Annotated in this window: 19 protein-coding genes and 1 tRNA gene; 10 read left to right on the top strand and 10 right to left on the bottom strand. The window is 74.7% G+C overall.

The genetic code is table 11. The features are described 5' to 3' along the window. Positions 1-115: 115 nt before the first annotated feature. Together AC4OR8_RS07290 and AC4OR8_RS07285 are read left to right on the top strand one after the other, a co-directional pair. Positions 116-1,903 (top strand): PHP domain-containing protein, encoded by a 1,788-nt coding sequence (locus AC4OR8_RS07290; protein ID WP_492164874.1) that lies wholly within the window; start codon positions 116-118, stop codon positions 1,901-1,903. Beyond that, on the top strand, positions 1,900-2,508 hold the full coding sequence (locus AC4OR8_RS07285; RefSeq protein WP_492164873.1) for a hypothetical protein: 609 nt from the start codon (positions 1,900-1,902) through the stop codon (positions 2,506-2,508). Before AC4OR8_RS07290 ends, AC4OR8_RS07285 begins: the two co-directional genes overlap by 4 nt. 90 nt (positions 2,509-2,598) lie before the next feature. Here the strand turns inward: AC4OR8_RS07285 and lon are convergent, their stop codons facing one another. The 4 genes from lon to napA all read right to left on the bottom strand — a co-directional run bounded on the left by lon (position 2,599) and on the right by napA (position 7,050). After that, positions 2,599-4,962, bottom strand: coding sequence for an endopeptidase La (gene lon, locus AC4OR8_RS07280; RefSeq protein ID WP_492164872.1), 2,364 nt, complete (start codon positions 4,960-4,962; stop codon positions 2,599-2,601). Between the two features lie 272 nt (positions 4,963-5,234). Next, a complete protein-coding gene (gene otsB / locus AC4OR8_RS07275; protein ID WP_492164871.1) occupies positions 5,235-6,080 on the bottom strand; it encodes a trehalose-phosphatase in 846 nt (281 codons plus the stop codon). Between the two features lie 109 nt (positions 6,081-6,189). Beyond that, on the bottom strand, positions 6,190-6,708 hold the full coding sequence (locus AC4OR8_RS07270) for a LytR C-terminal domain-containing protein (RefSeq protein ID WP_492164870.1): 519 nt from the start codon (positions 6,706-6,708) through the stop codon (positions 6,190-6,192). A gap of 39 nt (positions 6,709-6,747) precedes the next feature. Then, complete coding sequence (napA, locus tag AC4OR8_RS07265; protein WP_492164869.1) at positions 6,748-7,050, bottom strand: nucleoid-associated protein NapA; 303 nt, start codon at positions 7,048-7,050, stop codon at positions 6,748-6,750. 235 nt (positions 7,051-7,285) lie between these two features. Here napA and AC4OR8_RS07260 point away from each other — a divergent pair, with 235 nt between their 5' ends. The 5 genes from AC4OR8_RS07260 to AC4OR8_RS07240 all read left to right on the top strand — a co-directional run bounded on the left by AC4OR8_RS07260 (position 7,286) and on the right by AC4OR8_RS07240 (position 12,577). Then, positions 7,286-8,356, top strand: coding sequence for a Gfo/Idh/MocA family protein (locus AC4OR8_RS07260; protein WP_492164868.1), 1,071 nt, complete (start codon positions 7,286-7,288; stop codon positions 8,354-8,356). Positions 8,357-8,471: 115 nt separating this feature from the next. Then, entirely contained in the window at positions 8,472-9,896 is a 1,425-nt protein-coding gene (locus AC4OR8_RS07255; RefSeq protein WP_492164867.1) for an alpha,alpha-trehalose-phosphate synthase (UDP-forming), read from the top strand. Between the two features lie 71 nt (positions 9,897-9,967). After that, positions 9,968-11,191 (top strand): alpha/beta fold hydrolase, encoded by a 1,224-nt coding sequence (locus AC4OR8_RS07250; protein ID WP_492164866.1) that lies wholly within the window; start codon positions 9,968-9,970, stop codon positions 11,189-11,191. 10 nt (positions 11,192-11,201) lie between these two features. After that, a complete protein-coding gene (locus AC4OR8_RS07245) occupies positions 11,202-11,894 on the top strand; it encodes a uracil-DNA glycosylase (protein WP_492164865.1) in 693 nt (230 codons plus the stop codon). A gap of 134 nt (positions 11,895-12,028) precedes the next feature. Next, entirely contained in the window at positions 12,029-12,577 is a 549-nt protein-coding gene (locus tag AC4OR8_RS07240; RefSeq protein WP_492164864.1) for a hypothetical protein, read from the top strand. Between the two features lie 85 nt (positions 12,578-12,662). Here AC4OR8_RS07240 and AC4OR8_RS07235 read toward each other — a convergent pair whose 3' ends face one another. Together AC4OR8_RS07235 and AC4OR8_RS07230 are read right to left on the bottom strand one after the other, a co-directional pair. After that, positions 12,663-13,220: a GNAT family N-acetyltransferase gene (locus tag AC4OR8_RS07235; protein ID WP_492164863.1), complete on the bottom strand. Its 558-nt coding sequence runs from the start codon at positions 13,218-13,220 to the stop codon at positions 12,663-12,665. Next, positions 13,217-13,702: a cupin domain-containing protein gene (locus tag AC4OR8_RS07230; RefSeq protein WP_492164862.1), complete on the bottom strand. Its 486-nt coding sequence runs from the start codon at positions 13,700-13,702 to the stop codon at positions 13,217-13,219. Before AC4OR8_RS07230 ends, AC4OR8_RS07235 begins: the two co-directional genes overlap by 4 nt. Before the next feature lie 45 nt (positions 13,703-13,747). Between AC4OR8_RS07230 and pdxY the strand changes: the two genes are divergently transcribed. After that, complete coding sequence (gene pdxY, locus AC4OR8_RS07225) at positions 13,748-14,599, top strand: pyridoxal kinase PdxY (protein WP_492164861.1); 852 nt, start codon at positions 13,748-13,750, stop codon at positions 14,597-14,599. Positions 14,600-14,748: 149 nt separating this feature from the next. On the opposite strand, the gene AC4OR8_RS07220 is transcribed toward pdxY, so the two are convergent. After that, a tRNA-Thr gene (locus AC4OR8_RS07220) sits at positions 14,749-14,821 on the bottom strand. A gap of 98 nt (positions 14,822-14,919) precedes the next feature. On the opposite strand from AC4OR8_RS07220, the gene AC4OR8_RS07215 reads away from it, so the two are divergent. After that, a complete protein-coding gene (locus tag AC4OR8_RS07215) occupies positions 14,920-16,131 on the top strand; it encodes a DUF4032 domain-containing protein (protein WP_492164860.1) in 1,212 nt (403 codons plus the stop codon). Between the two features lie 231 nt (positions 16,132-16,362). Here AC4OR8_RS07215 and AC4OR8_RS07210 read toward each other — a convergent pair whose 3' ends face one another. From AC4OR8_RS07210 to cysS, 3 genes are read right to left on the bottom strand one after another with little or no spacing between them, the layout of a single operon-like run. Continuing rightward, positions 16,363-17,928, bottom strand: coding sequence for a metallophosphoesterase (locus AC4OR8_RS07210; protein ID WP_492164859.1), 1,566 nt, complete (start codon positions 17,926-17,928; stop codon positions 16,363-16,365). Positions 17,929-17,974: 46 nt separating this feature from the next. Next, the gene (rlmB, locus tag AC4OR8_RS07205) at positions 17,975-18,928 is read right to left on the bottom strand and encodes a 23S rRNA (guanosine(2251)-2'-O)-methyltransferase RlmB (protein WP_492164858.1); all 954 of its coding nucleotides are present in this window, start codon (positions 18,926-18,928) and stop codon (positions 17,975-17,977) included. Next, complete coding sequence (gene cysS / locus AC4OR8_RS07200) at positions 18,928-20,337, bottom strand: cysteine--tRNA ligase (RefSeq protein WP_492164857.1); 1,410 nt, start codon at positions 20,335-20,337, stop codon at positions 18,928-18,930. The genes rlmB and cysS overlap by 1 nt, the downstream gene beginning before the upstream one ends. Positions 20,338-20,423: 86 nt before the next feature. Between cysS and AC4OR8_RS07195 the strand changes: the two genes are divergently transcribed. Beyond that, a complete protein-coding gene (locus tag AC4OR8_RS07195; protein ID WP_492164856.1) occupies positions 20,424-21,764 on the top strand; it encodes a C39 family peptidase in 1,341 nt (446 codons plus the stop codon). Positions 21,765-21,775 lie beyond the last annotated feature (11 nt).

The following is a 21,775-nucleotide window of genomic DNA, read 5'->3' as shown; positions in this document are numbered from 1 at the left end:
CGACCGGCCTCGTTCACCCGAGCGGCGCCCACGGCACGACCGCTGTTCACCGGCACGGTGGAGCGTCGCAGGGCTGGCCACGACGGCCGGCCCCCACCGACTCGAGGAGACCTGCGTGAGCAGCGATCACGACCACACGCACGGCCACGACCACGGCCATGACCACGCGCACGACCACGGGCACGACCACGGGCACAGCCACCACCGGGACACCACGGACGAGGCGACCGCCCTCACCACGGCAGCCCTCGACGGCTCCACCGGCGACCGCGACCTCAGCCCCTCCGAGCTCTCCCGCCGCAACCTGCTGCGCGCCGCCGGCCTGACCGGCGCGGCCGCGGCCGGCATGGCGGGCATGTCCGGCGTCACCGCCGCCACCGCCGAGGAGGCCGCGCTCCGCGGTCCCGGCCCGTCGGGCGGCTCGGTCACCCAGTGGCTCGCCGGCGACCACCACATCCACACCCAGTACAGCTCCGACGGGCAGTACACCGTGCTCGACCAGGCCCAGCACGCCGCGGCGTACGGCCTGGACTGGCTGGTCATCACCGACCACGGCGGCGCGACCCACGCCCGCATCGGCGTCGACCTGGTGAACCCCGACATCGTCGACGCGCGCGGCGAGCTGCCCGGCACCCTGATCTTCCAGGGCCTGGAGTGGAACATCCCCTCGGCCGAGCACGGCACCGTCTTCGTGGCGCCCGGCGCCAACGAGGTCTCGGTGCTCAAGCAGTTCGAGAACGACTACGACGGCTCGGTCAAGGGCGCGTCGCCGAGCTCGCCGGCCAACGAGGCGCTCGCCGTCTCCGGCATCCAGTGGCTGGGCCAGCAGGTCAAGAGCAAGCGGGTCACCGACGCGCTGTTCCTGGCCAACCACCCCGCCCGCAACGGCATCGACAGCCCCCACGAGATCCGCGCCTGGCGCGACGCCGACCCGACCGTGGCCATCGGCTTCGAGGGCGCCCCCGGGCACCAGGCCGCCGGCCTGCCCTACGGCGCGGCCTCCGAGCGCGGCTACTACGGCAACTCGCCGAACGCGAACTCCTACGCCGGCTACCCCGCCGAGAGCTACCGCACCTGGGGCGGCTTCGACTGGATGACCTCCACCGTCGGCGGCCTCTGGGACTCCCTGCTCGCCGAGGGCAAGCCCTGGTCGATCAGCGCCAACTCCGACTCCCACGTCAACTTCACCGACCTCTCGCGCCGTCCCGACGGCTCGGGCTCGACGCAGTTCAACGCCGACGGCCGCTACGGCGACCCGGTCTACGAGGGCGCGCTGAACACCACCGCGGGCGACTTCTGGCCCGGCTTCTACAGCCGCACCCACGTCGGCACCACGTCGCGCGGCTACCGCGCGGTGATGAAGGGCATGCGCGACGGGCGCATCTGGGTCGACCACGGCGGCCTGGTGAAGTCCGTCGACGTCAAGGTCGTCGCCACCCGCCCGGGCAACCGGCGCCCCCGCCAGCTCACCGAGACCCTCGGTGGCACGCTGGTGGCCCCGCGCGGCTCGCGCCTGAAGCTGGTCGTCACGATCACCGCCCAGGACGTGCCGAACTGGGCGCAGTTCACGCCCAAGCTGAACCGCGTCGACGTGGTGCAGGGCAAGGTCACTCCCGGCTACGTCACCGACCGCGACACGTTCGTGGCGCCCGACACCAAGGTCGTCGAGCAGTGGGACACCTCCACGCGCACCGGCACCTTCCAGCTGCGCCGCGACCTGGGCACCGCCGAGGAGGCGTTCTACGTGCGCCTGCGCGGCACGGACGGGAAGCGCCAGCAGCCGGGCTACCTCGGCGCCGAGATCGACCCGGCCGGTCCGGCCATCGACGTGGCCGGCGACGCCGACCCGTGGGTCGACCTGTGGTTCTACACCAACCCGATCTGGGTGGTCCCGGCCAAGTGAGTCCTGCGCTGGCGGTCGACGCCGGCAGCCGCGACCACGCCGCCGCCGAGCACCTCGCCCACCGGGTGGGCGAGGTGCTCGGGTGGACCGAGGGCGACCCGGGCCGCTGGGTCAGCACGCACGTCGTGCGCACCGGCGGCCCCCACGTCGCCCTCGCGGCGTCGTGGTCGGGTGGCACCGAGGTCGACCTGGACGCCCTGCGGGCAGCCCTGCCCGAGGCGGCCGTGGTCACCGACGTGGCCGGCGGCGACGCCCCCGAGACGGCTCCGACGTCCGGCACGGCGGCGGACGCCGACCTGGCGGCCGGTGCCCGGGCGGCGCTCGTCGAGCACCGCGCCCGCGCCACGGGCCGGCTGGTCGACTACCCCGGCCGACCCGAGGTGGAGCGACCCACCACGCCGGGCGAGGTGGTGGCCGCCAGCGGCATCGACGCGGTCGAGGGGCTGGCCGGCACCCCGGTGGACGACGGCTCGGGCCTCGACCTGACCGGGTTCGCCCGGCCCGTGTGGCGCGAGGGGCGCTGCGTGCTGCTGGTGCAGTCGGGGCGCGGCGGCCTGGTGCCGTTCGAGAAGCGCGAGCAGATCCCCTGCTGCCACGACCACTGAGCACCACCGGCACGCACACCGCGGCCCCCGACCCGTCCCGGGTCGGGGGCCGCGGTGGTGCTGCGCGGATCGGTGCGGGTCGGTGCAGGGTCAGGCGGCGCTGACGGTCGGACCGGCAGCCGGACCGGCGGCCTGCTGCTCGGCCACGGGCTCCAGCGCTCCGGCCACCACGTCGAGGACGTCGCCCACCACGTGCACGGTCAGCGCCTCGCGCACCTCCTGCGGCACGTCGTCGAGGTCGGGCTCGTTGCGCAGCGGCACGAACACCTCGGTGAGCCCGGCGCGCTGCGCGGCGAGCAGCTTCTGCTTCAGCCCGCCGATCGGCAGCACCCGCCCGTTCAGGGTGACCTCGCCGGTCATCCCGACCTCCTCGCGCACCGGGCGACCGGTCGCCAGGGAGGTCAGCGCGGTGACCATCGTGATGCCCGCCGAGGGCCCGTCCTTCGGCACGGCCCCGGCCGGCACGTGCACGTGCACGGCCTGGTCGAAGAAGGCCGGGTCGACGCCGAGCACGTCGGCGTGGGCCTGCACGAACGACAGGGCGATCTGCGCCGACTCCTTCATCACCTCGCCGAGCTGGCCGGTGATGGTGAGCCCCGCGGTGCCGGGGTGCGCCGAGGCCTCGATGAACAGCACGTCGCCGCCGAGCCCGGTGACCGCGAGCCCCGTGGCCACGCCGGGCACCGCGGTGCGCTCGGCCGACTCGGGGGTGAACCGCGGCCGGCCGACGAGCGCGGCCAGGTCGGCGCGGTCGACGTCCACCCGGTCGACGTCCTCGGTCGCCAGCCGGGTCGCGGCCTTGCGCAGCACCTTGGCCAGCAACCGCTCGACCTGCCGCACGCCGGCCTCGCGGGTGTGCTGCGACGCCAGCTCGTGCAGCGCCTCGTCGGTGATCGTGAACTCCTCCGCGGTCACCGCGGCGCGCTCCAGCTGGCGCGGCAGCAGGAAGTCGCGGGCGATGGCCACCTTGTCGTCCTCGGTGTAGCCGTCGAGGGTGACCAGCTCCATGCGGTCGAGCAGCGCCGACGGGATCTGCTCGACCACGTTGGCGGTGGCGATGAACAGCACGTCGGACAGGTCGAGGTCGAGCTCGAGGTAGTGGTCGCGGAACGTGTGGTTCTGCGCGGGGTCGAGCACCTCGAGCAGGGCCGCGGCGGGGTCGCCCCGGTGGTCGGAGCCGACCTTGTCGACCTCGTCGAGCAGGACGACGGGGTTCATCGAGCCGGCCTCGGAGACGGCGCGCACGATGCGGCCGGGCAGCGCGCCGACGTACGTGCGCCGGTGGCCGCGCACCTCCGCCTCGTCGCGCACGCCGCCGAGGGCGACGCGCACGAACTTGCGCCCCAGCGCGCGGGCCACCGACTCCCCCAGCGAGGTCTTGCCGACGCCGGGAGGCCCGGCGAGCAGCACGACCGCGCCCGACCCGCGGCCACCGACGACCTCGAGGCCGCGCGAGGCACGGCGGGCGCGGACGGCGAGGTGCTCGACGATGCGCTCCTTGACCTCGTCGAGGCCGTGGTGGTCGGCGTCGAGCACGGCGCGGGCGGCGACGACGTCGGTGTGGTCGGCGGTGCGCACGGCCCACGGCAGGTCGAGCACGGTGTCGAGCCAGGTGCGGATCCACCCGGTCTCGGGGCTCTGCTCGCTGGAGCGCTCGAGCTTGTCGACCTCCTTGAGCAGCGCGGTGCGCACGGCGTCGGGCACGTCGGCGGCCTCGACCCGGGCGCGGTAGTCGTCGGCGCCCTCGGGCTCGCCCTCACCGAGCTCCTTGCGGATCGCGGCGAGCTGCTGGCGCAGCAGGAACTCGCGCTGGCTCTTCTCGATGCCCTCGGCGACGTCGTGGCCGATCTTGTCGGTCAGCTCGGCCTCGGCGAGGTGGTCGGTGGTCCAGGCGATGACCTTGCCCAGGCGCACCTCCAGGTCGGTGGTCTCCAGCAGCTCGCGCTTGCGCTCCGCGGAGAGGTACGGCGCGTAGCCGGCGGCGTCGGCGATCTGGCCGGGGTCGGTCATCTGGTGCACCTGGTCGATGACCTGCCAGGCCTCGCGGCGCTGGAGCACGGCCACGACGAGGCGGCGGTAGTCCTCGGCGAGCTCGCGGGCGCGCTCGGTGACGACCTCGTCGACCGGCTCGACCTCGACCCACAGGGCCGCGCCGGGCCCGGTGACGCCGGAGCCGATGCGGGCGCGGCGCTCGGCGCGCAGGACGGCGGCGGGCGCGCCGGAGCTGCCGGGGCCGCCGAGGCGGCCGACGCGCTCCACGGTGGCCACGACGCCGTGGGAGGCGTAGCGGTCGTCGAGGCGCGGGGCCACCAGCAGGCGGCTCTCGCTGCTGGCGCGGGCGGCGTCGATCGCGGCCTGGGCCGGCTCGTCGAGCTCGAGCGGCACGACCATGCCGGGCAGGACGACGACGTCGGGGAGGAACAGGACGGGGAGGGTGGTGCTGGTGGACGACATGGTGCCGCCTCTCTCAGGGCTGGACGTGAGTGGTGTCGGCTCAACCCTGGGCAGGCCCCCGCTCTTCCACCGTTCGCCGTGGGCGAACGGGTCCCGCGGCCCGGCCCTGCCCGCCGGCCGCCGTACGACTGGGCCGGCCGACTGGGCCCGCCGTCCGACGCGGCCCGCCATCGGACTGGGAGGCGGAAACTGCCTCATGGTGGCCGAAATTTCGGCTGCCGAGTTCCGGTTTCCCCGGCCGGCCGGGGAAACCGCCCGCCCCGGCCCCACCCTCAGGCGCGAGCGGCGGCGGCGTCGGCGGTGAGGCGCGCGAGCAGCTCGAGGACGCCGTCGGGGCCGTGGACGACGACGTCCGACATGGGCACCAGGGTGCTCTCCTCGTCGGAGGCCGAGCAGACCCGCAGCGTGGGCAGGCCGGCGCGGTCGAGGGCGCCGACGGCCTCGAAGGCCTCGACGTCGCCGAGGTCGTCACCGGCGAAGAGGAAGCCGCCGGCGTGGAGCTCGTCGGCGAGGCGGTCGACCACCAGGCCCTTGTGCATGCCGGGCGAGCGCACCTCGATCACGTTGCGCCCCGGCTCCACACCGAGGTCGTGGCGACGGGCCAGCTCGCGCACGCCCGGCAGCAGCGCCTCGAAGGCCCGCTCGGGCTCGGCCAGCCGCCGGGTGTGCACGGCGACGGCCAGGCCCTTGTCCTCGAGGTAGGCGTCGTCGGCGCCGGCCTCGCGCAGCAGCCGGGGCAGCTCGGCGAGGAACGTGGCCAGTCCCTGCGGCGGGCGGGCGCCCACGATGCGGCGCCGGGTCGAGCTCCACCGCTCGTTGCCGTACTGCCCGAAGAGGTACAGCTCCTTGCCCGAGGCGGCCACGGCGTGGCCGACCTCCTCGAGACCACCGAGGTCGAGGGCCTGCCGGGCGGGTCGGCCCGTCACCACGGCGACCGCGGCGACCTGGGCGGCCAGCGCCACCAGCACGTCGCTGGCGTCGGGGTGGATGTGGGCCTGCTCGGGGTCGTCGACGATCGGCGACAGCGTGCCGTCGAAGTCGAGACCGACGACGGTCTCGGCGGCGACGCGCACGAGCGCGGCCCAGCGCTGCTCCCCCGCGGGCGAGGTGAACTCCATGTCACCAGCCAACCACGCCGGGGCCCCGCGCGGCGGGGCCGCGCGGCACCCGGTCGGCGAACGCCGCGTGAGTCCCCTCACGCGGGCCGGCGGCGTCAGGACAGGGGCGTCAGGACAGGGGCGCGGTGAGGATCAGCGTGAGCCGGTCGGGTTTCATCGCCCCGACGGCCGGCATGGTGCGGTCGACGCCGAGGTCGAGGGCCAGCAGGTCGGCCTCGCGGGCGAGGTCCTGCGGGAAGTAGACGGTGGTGGCCGGCACGGTGCCGTACCAGTTGTCGGTGCCGACGACCTGCCAGCCGACGGCGGTGGCGGCGCTCGAGGCGTCGGCGGCGAGGCCGGCGATGCTGGAGTTGTTGTAGACCTCGACGTAGACCTCGCCGCGCTCGACGGCGGGCTTCGGCTTCTTGGTCTTCTCCGGCTCCGCGGGAGCGGTGGACTCGGAGGCCCCGGGAGTGGCCGACGCGGACGCCGACGGGCTCGCCTCCTCGCGGGCGATGGGGGTGATCTCCCGCTCGGTGGGGGCGGTGCTGCGGGTGGCGACGAAGGCCACCGCCGCCATCGCCACGGCGATGATCGACAAGATCACCACGGGCGAGGGGTAGACGACCCCTCGTTGGTCACGCCGCATGCCGACTCCTGGTGAGGTGGGGAAGGGGAGGTGCTGGGGTCAGACGTCGAAGCCGAGCCGGCGCGCGGAGCGCTGGCGCTGGCGGGCGGCCCGCAGGCGGCGCAGGCGACGCACCAGCAGCGGGTCGGCCACCAGGGCCTCGGGGCGGTCGATGAGGGCGTTGAGGACCTGGTAGTACCGCGTGGAGCTCATGTCGAACTTCTCGCGCACGGCCGACTCCTTGGCGCCGGCGTACTTCCACCACTGGCGCTCGAACTCCAGGATCTCCTGGTCGCGCACGCTCAGGCCGTCGACGACGCCGTCGGTCGCGGCGTCCCGCTGGGGGTCTCGCTGGGGCTCCATGCGTGAGATCTCCGGGGGAATCGAGGGGCGTGACGGGGGTCTGACGTCCGTACTGTAGTCAAGGAACCACACCGGTGTCATTCGACCGGGCATTGCCGTCGGCGCGTCGGGCGGACACGCCGCCGCGCCACCCTCCGCCACCCCTCACCAGCCCCTCGCCGGCCCCTCGCCGGCCCCTCGCCGGCCCCTCGCCGGCCCCTCGTCGGCCGCCGCAGCGGCCTCCTAGGCTGGCGTCATGGCCTCCACCACCCCCTCCCCCACGTCCCCCCTCGGCTGGGGCGTCCTCGCCACCGGCAAGATCGCGCGCACCGTGGCCGCCGACCTCGCGCTGGTGCCGGGCGCGCGCCTGGCCGCGGTGGGCTCGCGGCGCGCGGAGGCCGCCGCCGCGTTCGCCGACGACTGGGCGGCCGGGCCCGGCGCCGCCGCCGAGCGGCCGACGGCGCACGGCAGCTACGAGGCGCTGGTGGCCGACCCCGAGGTCGACGTGGTCTACGTCGCGAGCCCGCACGCGCTGCACCTCGAGCACGCCCGCCTGGCCTTCGAGGCCGGCAAGCACGTGCTGTGCGAGAAGCCGGTGACCCTGGACGCCGACGACGCCGCCGAGATGGTGCGCCTGGCGCGCCACCACGACCGGTTCCTCATGGAGGCCATGTGGACCGCCACCCACCCGGTGGTGCGCGCGCTGGCCGAGCGGCTGCGCTCGGGGGAGCTGGGGGTGCCGCGGCACCTGCACGCCGAGCTCGGCTTCCGCGTCGACGCCGGGCCGGACGACCGGATGCTCGACCCCGCCCTGGGCGCCAGCGCCCTGCTCGACATGGGCGTCTACCCGCTCACCTTCGCCCACCTGATGCTCGGCGAGGCCGAGTCGCTGCAGGCCTCCGCGGCCCTCTCGGAGCGCGGCATCGACCTCGACGTCGCGGTGACGGGGCGCTACCCCGGCGGCGCGCTGGCCACGATGACGGCTTCGATGACGTCGTGGTCGTCGCGCACGGCCAGCATCGCCACCGACCTCGGCCGCATCGACGTCGCCGACTTCCACCACCCCACCCACGCCACCTTCACGCCGTACGGCGACGCCGGCAGCAACGACAGCACCGACCTCGGCGACGTCGTGCGCATCGAGGGCGCCGAGCCGGTGATCGGACGCGGCTACGGCAACGAGCTTCTCGAGGTGGGTCGCTGCCTGGCCGCGGGCCTGCGGGAGAGCCCGCTGGTGCCGCACGACCAGACGCTGCTGCTGATGCGCCAGATGGACGACGTGCGCACCCAGGTCGGCGTCCGCTTCCCCGGCGGCGGCGCGCGCTGAGCGACCCCGGGCGACTCCGGTCGCCCCCGGGCCACCCCGGTCGACCGGGGCGTCCTCGCCGTCCTCCACCCCACGGGAGGGCGCACCCGCCGTCGCGGGTGGCTAGGGTCGGGGCGTGCCCTACGACCTCGTCATCGTCGCCAACCGACTCCCGGTCGACCGGGTCGACTCCCCCGACGGCACGCCCGGGTGGCGCACCTCCCCGGGCGGCCTGGTCACCGCGATCGAGCCGGTGATGCGCGCCAACGACGGGGTGTGGATCGGCTGGCCGGGCGGCACCGACCAGGACATGGAGCCCTTCGAGCACGACGGCCTCGAGCTGGTGCCGATGACGATGACCCAGGACGACATCGAGGGCTTCTACGAGGGCTTCTCCAACGGCACCCTGTGGCCGCTCTACCACGACCTGGTCGCCAAGCCGGAGTTCCACCGCGAGTGGTGGGACTCCTACGTCGCGGTCAACAAGCGCTTCGCGGAGAAGGCCGCCTCGCTGGCCGCCGAGGGCGCCACGGTGTGGGTGCACGACTACCAGCTGCAGCTGGTGCCGCAGATGCTGCGCGAGCTGCGCCCCGACCTGCGCATCGGGTTCTACCTGCACATCCCCTTCCCGCCTGCCGAGCTGTTCCAGCAGCTGCCGTGGCGCCGCCAGCTGCTCCAGGGCCTGCTCGGGGCCGACCTGCTCGGCTTCCAGCTGCCCGGCGGCGCCCAGAACTTCGTGCGCCTGGTGCGCCAGCGGGTCGGGCACAAGACCCACCGCGACGTCGTCTACCTGCCCGACGGCCGCACCGTGCGGGCCAAGCCGTTCCCCATCTCCATCGACGCCGCCGGCTTCGAGGAGATGGCCCGCTCCGAGCAGGTCGTGGCGCGCGCCGCGGAGATCCGCGAGGCGCTGGGCAACCCGCGCCGGGTCTTCCTCGGCATCGACCGGCTCGACTACACCAAGGGCATCTTCGCGCGGCTGCGCGCCTACGCCGAGCTGATCGAGGACGGCACCCTCGACGTCGAGGACGCCGTCTTCGTGCAGGTGGCGGTGCCCTCGCGCGAGCAGGTCGAGGAGTACCGCATCCTGCGCGACGAGATCGACCGGCTGGTGGGCCGGATCAACGGCGACCTGGGCCGCATCGGGCGCCCCGCGATCTCCTACCTGCACTCCTCCTACCCGCGCGAGGAGATGGCGGCGCTCTACCGCGCCGCCGACGTCATGGTCGTCACGCCCTACCGCGACGGGATGAACCTGGTCGCCAAGGAGTACGTCGCCTGCCGCTACGGCAACGACGGCGCCCTGGTGCTCTCGGAGTTCGCCGGCGCCGCCGACGAGCTGCGCCAGGCGTGGCTGGTCAACCCCTACGACATCAACGGCATGAAGCAGGCGCTGCTCGACGCCCACCGCGCCGAGCCGCGCGAGACGACGCGGCGGATGAAGGCCATGCGCAAGACGGTCACCCAGCACGACGTCGCCGCGTGGGCGGCGTCGTTCATGTCCGAGCTCGCCGACATCGACACCCACGAGAAGTCGGTGCGCCCGGCCGAGCTCTCCTGACCCCGGCCACGGCGCCCGGCCGGTCGTGGGCACCTCTGCCACGACTGGTGACCGCGGGGTAACTTCGGCACATGGCCCTCGTCCCCACGCCCGAGCAGGTCGTGTCGGCCGCCGGCAACGTCGCCCACAAGGTCTTCTACGGCGGCCTGGCCGACCTGCGCCCGATGCCGCGCACGCTCATCGACGAGGGCACCCTGCGCGAGGTCTACCACTACCGCCCCGCCGCGGCGGTCAAGGAGCACGGCGACCCGGTGCTGCTGGTGACGCCGCTGGCCGCACCCGCCACCTGCTACGACCTGCGCCGCGACTGCTCCCTGGTCGAGCACCTGGTGCGCGGCGGGCGCCCGACGTACCTGGTGGAGTACGGCCAGGTGTCGTTCCGCGACCGCGCGCTCGGCATGGAGCACTGGGTCGACGAGGTCGTGCCGACCGCGGTGCGGGAGGTCTCGGCGCACGCCGGCGGACGCCCGGTGCACGTCGTGGGCTGGAGCCTCGGCGGCATCTTCGCGATGCTCGCCGCCGCCGACTCCCGCGACCTGCCGATCGCCTCGCTCACGGTGCTCGGCTCGCCGGTGGACGTCGGCCTGGTGCCGCTGGTCGCGCCGCTGCGCCCGCTGCTCAACCTCACCGACGGCCGCGGGGTGGTGACCCGCAGCTACCAGGCGCTCGGCGGCGCCCCGGGGCCGCTGGTGCGGTGGGCCTTCCACCTCTCCTCGGTGCAGAAGCTGGTGACCAAGCCGCTGGCGGTGGTGCGCAACCTCGACGACACCGACTGGCTGGCGCAGATCGAGGCCGTCGACCGGTTCACCGCCGGGATGACGGCGTACCCGGGCCGCACGTTCGGGCAGCTGTACCACCGCTTCGTCAAGGGCAACGCCCTGGTCACCGGGCGCCTCGACATGGACGGGCGCACCATCGACCTCGCCGACATCGAGGTGCCGGTACTGGTCGTCGCCGGCGCCACCGACGGCATCGCGCCGGTGCCGGCGGTCAGCGCGGTCACCAGCCTGCTCACCGGCTCCGCGGAGGTGCAGCTGGAGATCGTTCCCGGCGGCCACCTCGGCATGCTCACCGGCCGCGCCGCCCGCGGCACCACCTGGCCCGCGCTCGACGAGTGGATCGCCCGGTGGTCGACGCCGGTCGAGACCGCGTCGAGGCCTGCAGCGAAGAAGGCCGCGGCCAGGAAGCAGTCGGCGAAGAAGAAGGCCGCACCGAGGAAGGCCGCCGCGAGGAAGGCCCCGAGCGGGCCGACGGGCGCCACGCCCGACGCGGACGGCGCTCGGCCCGCTGGGTAGCGTCGCGGCCATGAGCGCCCTGGCCGGACTGGTGGACAAGGGCCTGATGGCCCCCGACTGGGCCCAGGCCCTCGCGCCGGTCGACGAGCAGGTGGCCGCGATGGGCACGTTCCTGCGCGCCGAGGTCGCGGCCGGGCGCGCCTACCTGCCGGCCGGCGACCAGGTCTTCCGCGCGTTCCGGCGTCCGCTGGCCGACGTCCGGGTGCTGGTGGTGGGCCAGGACCCCTACCCGACCGTCGGCCACCCCATCGGGCTGAGCTTCGCCGTCGACCCCCACGTGCGTCCCGTGCCGCGCAGCCTGGCCAACATCTACACCGAGCTGCGCGACGACCTGGGGGTGACCACGCCCGCCCACGGCGACCTGACGGCCTGGGCCGACGCCGGCGTGATGCTGCTCAACCGCGTGCTGACGGTGCGCCCGGGTACCCCGGCGTCCCACCGCGGCAAGGGGTGGGAGGCGGTGACCCGGTGTGCGATCGAGGCGCTGGTGGCGCGCGGCGGCCCGCTGGTGGCGGTGCTGTGGGGCCGCGACGCCCAGTCGCTGAAGCCCGTGCTGGGCGCCGTCCCGGCCGTGGAGTCGGTGCACCCCTCGCCGCTGTCGGCGAGCCGCGGCTTCTTCGGCTCGCGCCCCTTCAGCCGCGTCGACGCCCTGCTGGTGGAGCAGGGCGGGGCACCGGTGGCGTGGCAGCTGCCGGAGGCGTGACGCGCCGGCGTGCGCCTGCCCGCCCGGAGAGGTGAGGACAGCCGCTGATCGGGCCGGGCTGTGGGTCACCCCCGGAGTCGTGGGTACCGAGGAGGTCCATCCCCTCCACACCTGTCCTCCCCGAGGAGACCACCATGGCTCGCAACACCCTGTCCCGCTCCCTGCACGACGTCGGCCTGGCTGCGTGGTTCGGCGGCACGCTGGCCAACGCCGTCGCGCTGAACCCCGCCGCTGCCGAGGCCACCGGCGAGAGCAGCTCCGGCGCCGTCGCCAACAAGGGCTGGGACCGCTGGACCCCGGTCAACGCGGCCGCCATCGGTGCCCACCTCGTCGGCAGCGTCGGCCAGCTCAGCGGCAACGCCGGCCGGATGGCCGCCCAGGAGGGCGTCGCCTCGATGGCGCTGGCCAAGACCGGCCTGACCGTGGCCGCCCTCGGCGCCACCGCCTACTCGCGTGCCCTCGGCAAGAAGGTCTCCGAGCAGCCCCGCGTGCCGGTCGAGTCGGGCACCACGCCCTCCTCGCACACCCCGGACGACGTCGCCGCCGCCCAGAAGAAGCTGGCCACCCTGCAGTGGGTCGTGCCCGCGATCACCGGTGCGCTCGTCGTGGTCACCTCGCTGGCCGGCGAGCAGCAGCGCGCCACCGAGCAGAAGAAGGGCATCGCCCAGCGCCTGATCGGCTGACCTGCACCACCGTCCTCGGCCGACCGGCCGATACCCGCGCGCCCGTCCCGACCCCGGGGCGGGCGCGTCGTGGTCCCACCACCGCCTAGTCGAGGGCGGGCAGCGGCCGGTCGGCCCAGGCGCGGCGCACGGCGCCGTCGTTGGCGTCGACCACCAGGCCGCGGTCACGCAGCCCGAGGCGCTGCGCCACCCGCGCGGAGGCGACGTTGGCGTCGAGCACGAACGCCACCACGGGCGAGCCGGCGTCCACCGCGGTGGCCGCGACGAGGCCGGCGTGGGCCAGCTCGACGGCCAGCCCCTCGCCCCACCGGTGGGTGGCGATGCGGTAGCTGAGGTTCCACACCCCGCTGCGGTGGCGCTGCGAGCCACCGAGGCCGACCACCTCGCCGGTCGTCGCGTCGCGCGCCGTCCAGTACGACAGCGCCTCGGTGGGCCACCGGGCGGCTGCACGCTCCGCGAAGCCCGCGGTGCGCGCCAGGTCGGCGTGCCGGGCCGCGGGGTCGAACCACCACCCCCGGGCGTCCGACAGCACGGCGTGCAGCCCCTCGGCGTCGTCGGTCGCCATCGCGGTCAGCAGGAGCCGCTGCGTGCGCACCTCCCGCAGGTCGGGCGCGGCGCCTCCGGCGCCGGTCGGGGTGCTCACACCCAGTAGGTGTCGTGGCGCAGCATGAACGCGGCGCGCTCGTCGTCGCTCACCGGCTCGGCCCGCGCGAGGGTCTCGAAGTACTCCTCGCGGGGCGCGCCCGGTGAGAACATCAGCAGCATCGAGGCGCCCCCGCCGCCGCGGAACCCGTGCACCCCGCCCTCCGGCACGTGCACGAAGTCGCCGGGCCCCGCGCGCAGCCACGAGCGGCCGTCGTACAGGCGCACCTCGCCCGACAGCACGTAGAACTGCTCGCTGATCGAGCGGTGGAAGTGCGCCGCCGGGCCGCTCTCCTCCTCGCCGAACGTCCACCGGTAGAGCCCGTAGCGGCCGCCGGTGCGCCCGCCCTGGGCGAGGTACTCGCACGAGCCGCCGCCGGGCAGCGTCAGGTCGGGCGGCTCGGAGGCCAGGCGGGACCACGCGGAGACCTCGCCCTCGGCGCCGGTGTAGCGGTCGGGCGGGTAGGTACGCGGGGCGGACACCCGGCCAGGCTGCCACGTCGACGGGGCGGGTGCCACGATGGCGACGTGCAGATCCTCTCCATCCAGTCCTCGGTGGCCTACGGGCACGTCGGCAACTCCGCAGCGGTCTTCCCGCTGCAGCGCCTCGGGCACGAGGTGTGGCCGGTGCTCACGGTGCACTTCTCCAACCACACCGGGTACGGCGCCTGGCGCGGCCCGCTGCTCTCGCCCGACGACGTGCGCGACGTGATCACCGGCATCGGCGAGCGCGGCGTGCTGGGGCAGGCCGACGCGGTGCTCTCGGGCTACCAGGGCGACCCCGCCGTCGGGGCCGTGGTGCTCGACGCCGTCGCGCAGGTCAAGGCGCTCAACCCGGACGCCGTCTACTGCTGCGACCCGGTCATGGGCGACGTCGGCCGCGGCATGTTCGTGCGCCCCGGCATCCCCGAGTTCATGCGCGACACCGTCGTGCCGGCCGCCGACGTGGTGACGCCCAACCACTTCGAGCTCGACTTCCTCGCCGGCACCACCACCCGCACCCTCGCGGAGGTGCTCGACGCCGTCGACGTCGTGCGCGCCCGCGGCCCCCGCGACGTGCTGGTGACCAGCGTGCTGCACGACGCCGTGCCGGAGGGCCACCTCGACGTCGTGGCGGTCTCCGACGCGGGGGCCTGGGCCGTCACCACGCCGCTGCTGCCGATCAGCCCCAACGGCTGCGGCGACGTCACCGCCGCGCTCTACCTCGCCCACCTGCACGAGACCGGCTCCCCCGAGCAGGCGCTGGCGCGCACCACCGGCTCGGTGTTCGCGGTGCTCGAGCAGACCATCGCCGCCGGCACCCGCGAGATCCAGCTCGTCGCCGCCCAGCACGACATCGCCCACCCCCCGGCCACCTTCACCCCGCGCCGCCTGCGCTGAGCTGGGTCGGGCTCGGTCCGCGGTGGTCGAGGCGCCCGCGAGCGCCGCGGGGCAGCCGCCGCCGTAGCGGCCTTCGTCGACGGTGGTCGAGGAACGGGCGCCAGCGAGCGTCTCGAGACCACTGCGGGTGGGAGGCGGGCTCCGTACGGAGCCGGTGACAGGAGTCGAACCCGCGACATCTTCTTTACAAGAGAAGCGCTCTACCTACTGAGCTACACCGGCGTGCGCCCGAGGAGCGCCGGGTCATCGTAGCGACGTCGCCCGCCGGTGCCCGGCCGCGGTCCCTGGCGAGCGGCTCGCGCCACCACTAGGGTCGCGTGATGGCCCTGCGCATCGTGGCCCACCGGCCCGACCCGGCGATCGTCACGCTGCCCTGGTCGACGCCGCTGGAGGAGTGGGACGACCGGGTCGTCGTACCGCTGCCGCGCGGGCTGTCGCGTCACGTCGTACGGATCGTGCGGCTGCACGGACGCACCTACGCGGTGAAGGAGACCGTGGAGGCGATCGCGTTCCGCGAGTACCGGCTGCTGCGCGACCTCGGGCGCCTCGGGCTGCCGGCGGTCGTGCCGCAGGGCGTGGTGGCGGGGCGCACCGACGCCCACGGCGAGGAGCTGCCGGCGGCCCTGCTCACCGAGCACCTCCAGTTCTCGCTGCCCTACCGCAGCCTGTTCAGCCACGGCACCACCGCCGACGGCCTCCCCTCGCTGGTCGACGCGCTCGTCGTGCTGCTGGTGCGCCTCCACCTCGCCGACTTCTACTGGGGCGACGTGTCGCTGTCGAACGTGCTGTTCCGCCGCAGCGCGGGCGGGTTCGCCGCCTACCTCGTGGACGCCGAGACCGGCGAGCTCAACTCCACGCTCTCGCCGCGGCTGCGCGAGCACGACGTCACCGTGGCGACCGAGAACGTGTTCGCCGAGCTGCTCGACCTGCAGGCCAGCCGGGCCGTCGACCACGAGCTGCGGCCCCACGACGTGGTCGACCTGCTGGCCCGGCGCTACCACGAGCTGTGGGACGAGCTCACCGGCGCCGAGCAGTTCTCCGTCGGCGAGATGTGGCGCATCGAGCAGCGCATCGACCGGCTCAACGACCTCGGCTTCGACGTCGACGAGCTCGACATCGTCACCGACTTCGACGGCGACCAGGTCCGCATCCAGCCCAAGGTCGTCGACCTCGGCCACCACTGCCGCGAGCTGCGGGCCCTCACCGGCCTGAACGTCGAGGACGCGCAGGCCCGGCGGCTGCTCAACGACCTCGCGTCGTTCACCGCCCACCACGACCTCGGGCGCGAGGACCGCTCGCTGGTCGCCAACCGCTGGCTGACCCGCATCTACGAGCCCGTCACCGCGCTGGTGCCGCCCGACGCGCGCGGCAAGCTGGAGCCGGCCGAGGTGTTCCACGAGATCCTCGAGCACCGGTGGTACCTCTCCGAGCAGGCCGGGCGCGAGGTCGACATCTTCGACACCGCCCGCGACTACGTCGCCACCGTGCTGCCCCGCCGTCCCGACGAGGTCGTCGCGCTCGACCAGCCCTGAGGCCCTGCCGCGGGTTTCACCGGATATCCGGTGAAACCCTTGGTTGTCGACCGAGGCTTCGGCCGACAACCAAGGGTTTGGGCTGACAACCCCGGCCGGGAGTCGGGTTTCACCAGCCGGCTGGTGAAACCCGCACCTGTCGGCCGTCGCATGGGCCGACAAGTGCGGGTCCGGGCCGACAGGTACGCCGGCCGCGGCTCGGCCAGGCCGGCCGGCCGGCGACCAGGTAGGTCAGTCGGCGGCGGCGAGGTCGAGCTCGACGTAGGGGCGCACCAGGAAGGTGCCGTCGCTCTGCAGCTGCACCGACTGCACCCCGGCGGGCCGGCCGTCGCGGTAGGTCACCAGGCTGATGTCTGCGGGGCGACGGATCTTGCTGCCCACCGCGATGGCGTACGCCGCACCGCCGGTCGTGCCGTTGGTGAGGCGGTAGCCCACCGCGCCGTTCTCCCCCGTCACGGCCTCGGGCCCGCGCTGGACGTGCGAGTGGCCGCCGACCACGAGGTCGGCGCAGCCGCGCTCCAGCACCTCGACGGCCATGTTGGCGTCGTGCACCAGCACCGTCTCGATGCGGTCGTCGGCGGCGCAGGCGGCGTCGCCGAGGCGCTCGGCGAGCTCGTTGAACCCGAGGCCCGCCTCGTCGCGCCAGCTACCGAGCCCGCTGGCGCGGGGGTCGGAGACGCCGAGCAGGTCGCTGCCGCCGGGCCCGTCGACGACCTCGCCGGCCGGCACCGTCCAGCCGCGGTCGGCGAGGTAGCCGGGCACGAAGTCGCCGTTGTCGTGGTTGCCGGCCACCGCCCAGCGATCCTCGTCCCAGGGCTCGCCGTCGAAGGCGGCGTCGAGGGAGTCGAGCGAGAACGCCTCCCAGGGCTGGCCGGTCGAGGTGTCGTCGCCGGCGTCGAGCACGGCGGTGGCCCCGGCGGCGGCTCCCACGGCGGCCGCCACGGCGTCCATGCCGATGTTGAGGTGGCGGTCGGAGACGAGGACCGCGACCGTCTCGTCGTCGGCGGGCTCGCGCAGGTCGAGGTCGGCGGCGGCCTCGGCGGCGTCGGCGTAGAACTGCTGGCTGGTGTCGTAGGTGTCGACGGCGCTCTCGACGAGCCGGGTGGTCTGGGCCGTGGTGAGGTCGCCGAGCACCTCCACGTCGTCGAGCCCGGCAGGCACCGGCACCCGCGGCCCGAGCAGGTCCTGCAGGCTCTGCCAGTCCTGGTCGTCGCCGAGGCCCTCCGGCTCACCGGTCCACGGCTGCCACAGCGCCACGACCAGCCCGGCCGCCAGCAGCAGCGCCAGCGGGCCCCGGCGGGTGCGTGCGGCCCGCAGCAGGTCGCGACGGCGTCCGGCCCCGAGCAGCACCCACCCCAGCACCGGCAGCAGCCCGAGCGCCGCACCCCGCAGCGCGGCGTCGAGGGCCATGTCGCGCACCACGTCGCGCAGCCGCAGCTCGACGCCCTCCGGGTTGGCCGCGATCAGCGCGTAGCGGTCGAGCAGGACGGCGGTGCTGGTGGCGTCGGTCTTGCCGAGCACCACCTCGAGACCCAGGCGACCGCCGGAGTCGACCCGGACGTCGGGCAGCACCGGTCCGGTGCGCACCACCAGCTCGCCCGACGTGCTCGGGCGCACCACCGCGTCGTGGCTGGCCAGGTTGACCTCGCGCTCGCTGACCGCGAACAGCACCAGCCCCGCGAGCGCAGCGGTCACCAGCCACACGACGACGTACGCCGGCACGCGCGCGATCGGAGGCCGACGCCGCCGACCCGCCGGCGCGGGCAGCGCGGGCGGGTCGGCGGGGTGGTGGGTCACGGGCGTGGTGCTCGGCGGCGCTGCGGGCGCCCGCCGGGGCGGTGCGTCAGGCGCGGGCCTGGGCGACGGCGTAGAGGGTGACCGAGGCGGCGACGCCGGCGTTCAGCGACTCGACCTGGTTGGCCATCGGGATCGACACCAGCTGGTCGCAGGTCTCGGCCACCAGCCGCGACAGGCCGTTGCCCTCGGAGCCGACGACGACCACGAGGGGCCCGTCGGCGAGGTCGAGGTCGGGCAGCGCGACGGTGCCGTCGGCGCTCAGGCCGACGACCATGCAGCCGGCCTCCTGGTAGGCCTTCAGCTGGCGCACCAGGTTGACCGCCTGGGCGACCGGGATGCGGGCCGCGGCGCCGGCGCTGGTCTTCCACGCCGAGGCGGTCATCCCGGCGGCACGCCGCTCGGGGATCACCACGCCGTGGGCGCCGAAGCCGGCCGCGCTGCGCACGACCGCGCCGAGGTTGCGCGGGTCGGTCACCTGGTCGAGCACGACGATGAGCGGCGGCTCGCCGAGCTCCTCGGCGCGGTCGAGCAGGTCGTCGGGGTGGGCGTAGGCGTAGGCCGGGATCTTCGCGGCCAGGCCCTGGTGCACGGCGCCCTGGGTGAGCCGGTCGAGCTCGCCGCGACCCACCTCGAGCAGGCTGATGCCCTTGTCGGAGGCCAGCGCGAACGCCTCGCGCAGCCGCCCGTCGCGCTCGGCGCCCTCGGCGACGTACACGCCGCTGACCGGCACGCCCTCGCGCAGCGCCTCGACCACGGAGTTGCGGCCCGCGATCCACTCGATGTCGCTGGAGCCGGTGCGGCGCCGCTTCTGCGGGCGCCGCTCGGCCGACTTCTCGGCGCGCTTCGCGTCCTTGTGGGCCTGGTGGTAGGGCCGGTCGGTCGCCTTGGGCGTCGGGCCACGGCCCTCGAGGCCACGACGCACGCGGCCCCCGGAGCCGGCGGTCGGGTTGCCCTTGCCGGTCTTCTTGATGGCGCCCTTGCGCTGCGAATTACCTGGCATCAGCCGATGCTCCACTTCGGTCCGTCGGGGGTGTCCTCGATCGCGATGCCGGCGGTGGTGAGCCGGTCGCGCAGGGCGTCGGCCGTGGGCCAGTCCTTGGCGGCCCGGGCCGCGTCGCGCTGCTCGAGGAGGCCGCCGACGAGGACGTCGACGGCGTGGGTGAGCTGGTCGTCACCGCCGGGGGCGGGGCCCCAGGCGGCGTCGGCGGGGTCGAGGCCGAGCACGTCGAGCATCGCCACCACCTGGTCGGAGAGGGCGCGGGCGCCGGCACGGTCGTCGGCGGCGAGCAGGCGGTTGCCCTCGCGCACGGCGTCGTAGAGCACCGCGACGGCCGCCGGGGTGCCGAGGTCGTCGTCCAGCGCTGCCACGAAGGCCTCCGGCAGGACGTCGGGTGCGGCGTCGGTGACGTCACCGCGACCGGCGCGGTCGAGGAAGCCCTCGATGCGGCGGAAGCCCTGCGCTGCCTCGTCGAGCGCCTCGAAGCTGAACTCCACGTGGCTGCGGTAGTGGGCCGCCACCAGGTAGAACCGCAGCTCCACCCCGCGCACGCGCTGCAGCACCGACGGGATCGACAGCGTGTTGCCCAGCGACTTGCTCATCTTCTCGCCGGCCGTGGTGATCCACGCGTTGTGCAGCCAGTAGGAGGCGAACGGGTGGCCGGCGGCGCGCGACTGCGCCTGCTCGTTCTCGTGGTGGGGGAAGCGCAGGTCGACGCCGCCGCCGTGGATGTCGAAGGCCGACCCGAGGTACTTGCCGGCCATCGCCGAGCACTCGATGTGCCAGCCCGGTCGGCCGCGGCCCCACGGGCTCGGCCACGACGCGGTCTCCGGCTCGGCGGCCTTGCGGCCCTTCCAGAGCGCGAAGTCGCGGGGGTCGCGCTTGCCGCGGGGGTCGGCGTCCTCGGCCGCCTCCATGTCGTCGATGCCCTGCCGGGTCAGCTCGCCGTACGCCGGCCACGACCGCACGTCGAAGTAGACGTCGCCCGAGCCGTCGGCCGCGGCGTAGGCGTGCCCCTTCTCGACCAACGTGCTGATCAGCTCGACCATCTCCGGCACGTGGCCGGTGGCCGCGGGCTCGTACGTCGGCGGCGCGACGTTGAGCGCGGCGTACGCGCGGTCGAGCTCGCGGTGCATCGCGTAGGCGAGGTTGAACCACGGCCGGCCCTGCTCGGCGGCCTTGGTGAGGATCTTGTCGTCGATGTCGGTGACGTTGCGGATGAAGGTGACGTCGTAGCCGGAGCGGCGCAGCCAGCGCTGCAGGACGTCGAAGACCACCCCGGAGCGCACGTGCCCGACGTGCGGCTCGGACTGCACCGTGAGCCCGCACAGGTAGAGACCCGCCCGACCCTCCTGGAGGGGGACGAAGTCGCGCACCCCGCGCGTCGCGGTGTCGTAGAGCCTGAGCGTCACCCGCCCAGTCTAGGAGCGCGGCGCCCCCGCGGGCGCATCGTCGGATCCTGTGACCAGAGTGACGGGAGTGACCTATCGTCGGGGTCATGTCCCGATCTCGACGCCTCGCCCCCGTGCCCGTCGCCCTGCTGGTCGCCGCCGGCCTGCTCGCCCCGGGCCCGGCCGGCGCCGCCGACGGCACCGCTGACAGAACCGCCGGCGGCGCCGGCACCGCCGCCGCGAGCGAGCGCGCCACCACGTCGGCCCGGGTGGCGACGCGCCACGTCGATCAGACCCGCTTCGACGACGCCACCGCGCTGCGCCGCGGCACCTTCACCGGGACCCGCGCCGCCCGCGGGCGCGTCTTCCTCGACGACCCGGTGGCCACCCGCACCGTCGACGGCCGCGCCTACGACGTGGCCCGCTGGTCGACGCCGTGGGTCGACCCCGGCTTCGGCCTCACCGAGCTGGTCGCCTCCTGGGAGGCCCGCACCCCCGGCGACAGCTGGGTGGAGGTCGAGGTGCGCGGCCGCGGTCCCGCCGGCGCCACGTCGTCGTGGGACACCCTGGGCCGCTGGGCCGCTGCCGACACCCACCTCGAGCGCACGACCGTCTCCGGCCAGGACGACGACCTCGGCTCGGTGGCCGTCGACACCTGGCAGGTCGGTGACGACCGCGGCGCCCAGGTCTGGCAGCTGCGCGTCTCGCTGGTGCAGCGCGACGGCGCGCGCACCAAGGTGCCGTCGTTCGGCATGGTGGGCGCGGTGTCGTCGCGGCTGCCCGCCGGCGACGTCGCGACGTCGCAGCCCGGCGTCGCCCGCGGCGTCGTCCTCGACGTGCCCCGCTACTCGCAGATGGTCCACCAGGGCCACTACCCGCAGTGGGGCGGCGGCGGCGAGGCGTGGTGCTCCCCCACCGCCACCTCGATGGTCCTGGGCTACTACGACGCCCTGCCCGACCCGGCCTCCTACGCCTGGGTGGGCGACGACCACGTCGACCCGTGGGTCGACGCGGCCGCCCGCTCCACCTACGACCACGCCTACGACGGCACCGGCAACTGGCCCTTCAACACCGCCTACGCCGCCGCGCACACGACCTCCGGCGACGAGGGCGGGGCGTTCGTGACCCGACTGAAGTCGTTGCGCCAGGCCGAGGACCTCGTGGCCGCCGGCATCCCGGTGATCACCTCGATCTCCTTTGGCTCCGGTGAGCTGACCGGAGCCCCGATCTCGTCGACCGCCGGCCACCTGCTGGTCGTCGTCGGGTTCACCCGCTCCGGCGACGTCGTGGTCAACGACCCGGCCGCGCGCGAGCGCAGCGGGGTGCGCCGCACCTACGACCGCGGGCAGTTCGAGGACGCCTGGCTCCCCACCTCCGGCGGCCTCGCCTACGTCGTCACCGACGCCGACCACCCGTTGCCCAGCCCCGGCACCCACCGCAGCTGGTAGCCCGCCCGCGG

It is taken from the genome of Nocardioides sp. FY1077, from assembly GCF_058681775.1.
Note: the sequence above shows the minus strand (reverse complement) of the source record. Positions and strands in the feature narration are given on the sequence as shown.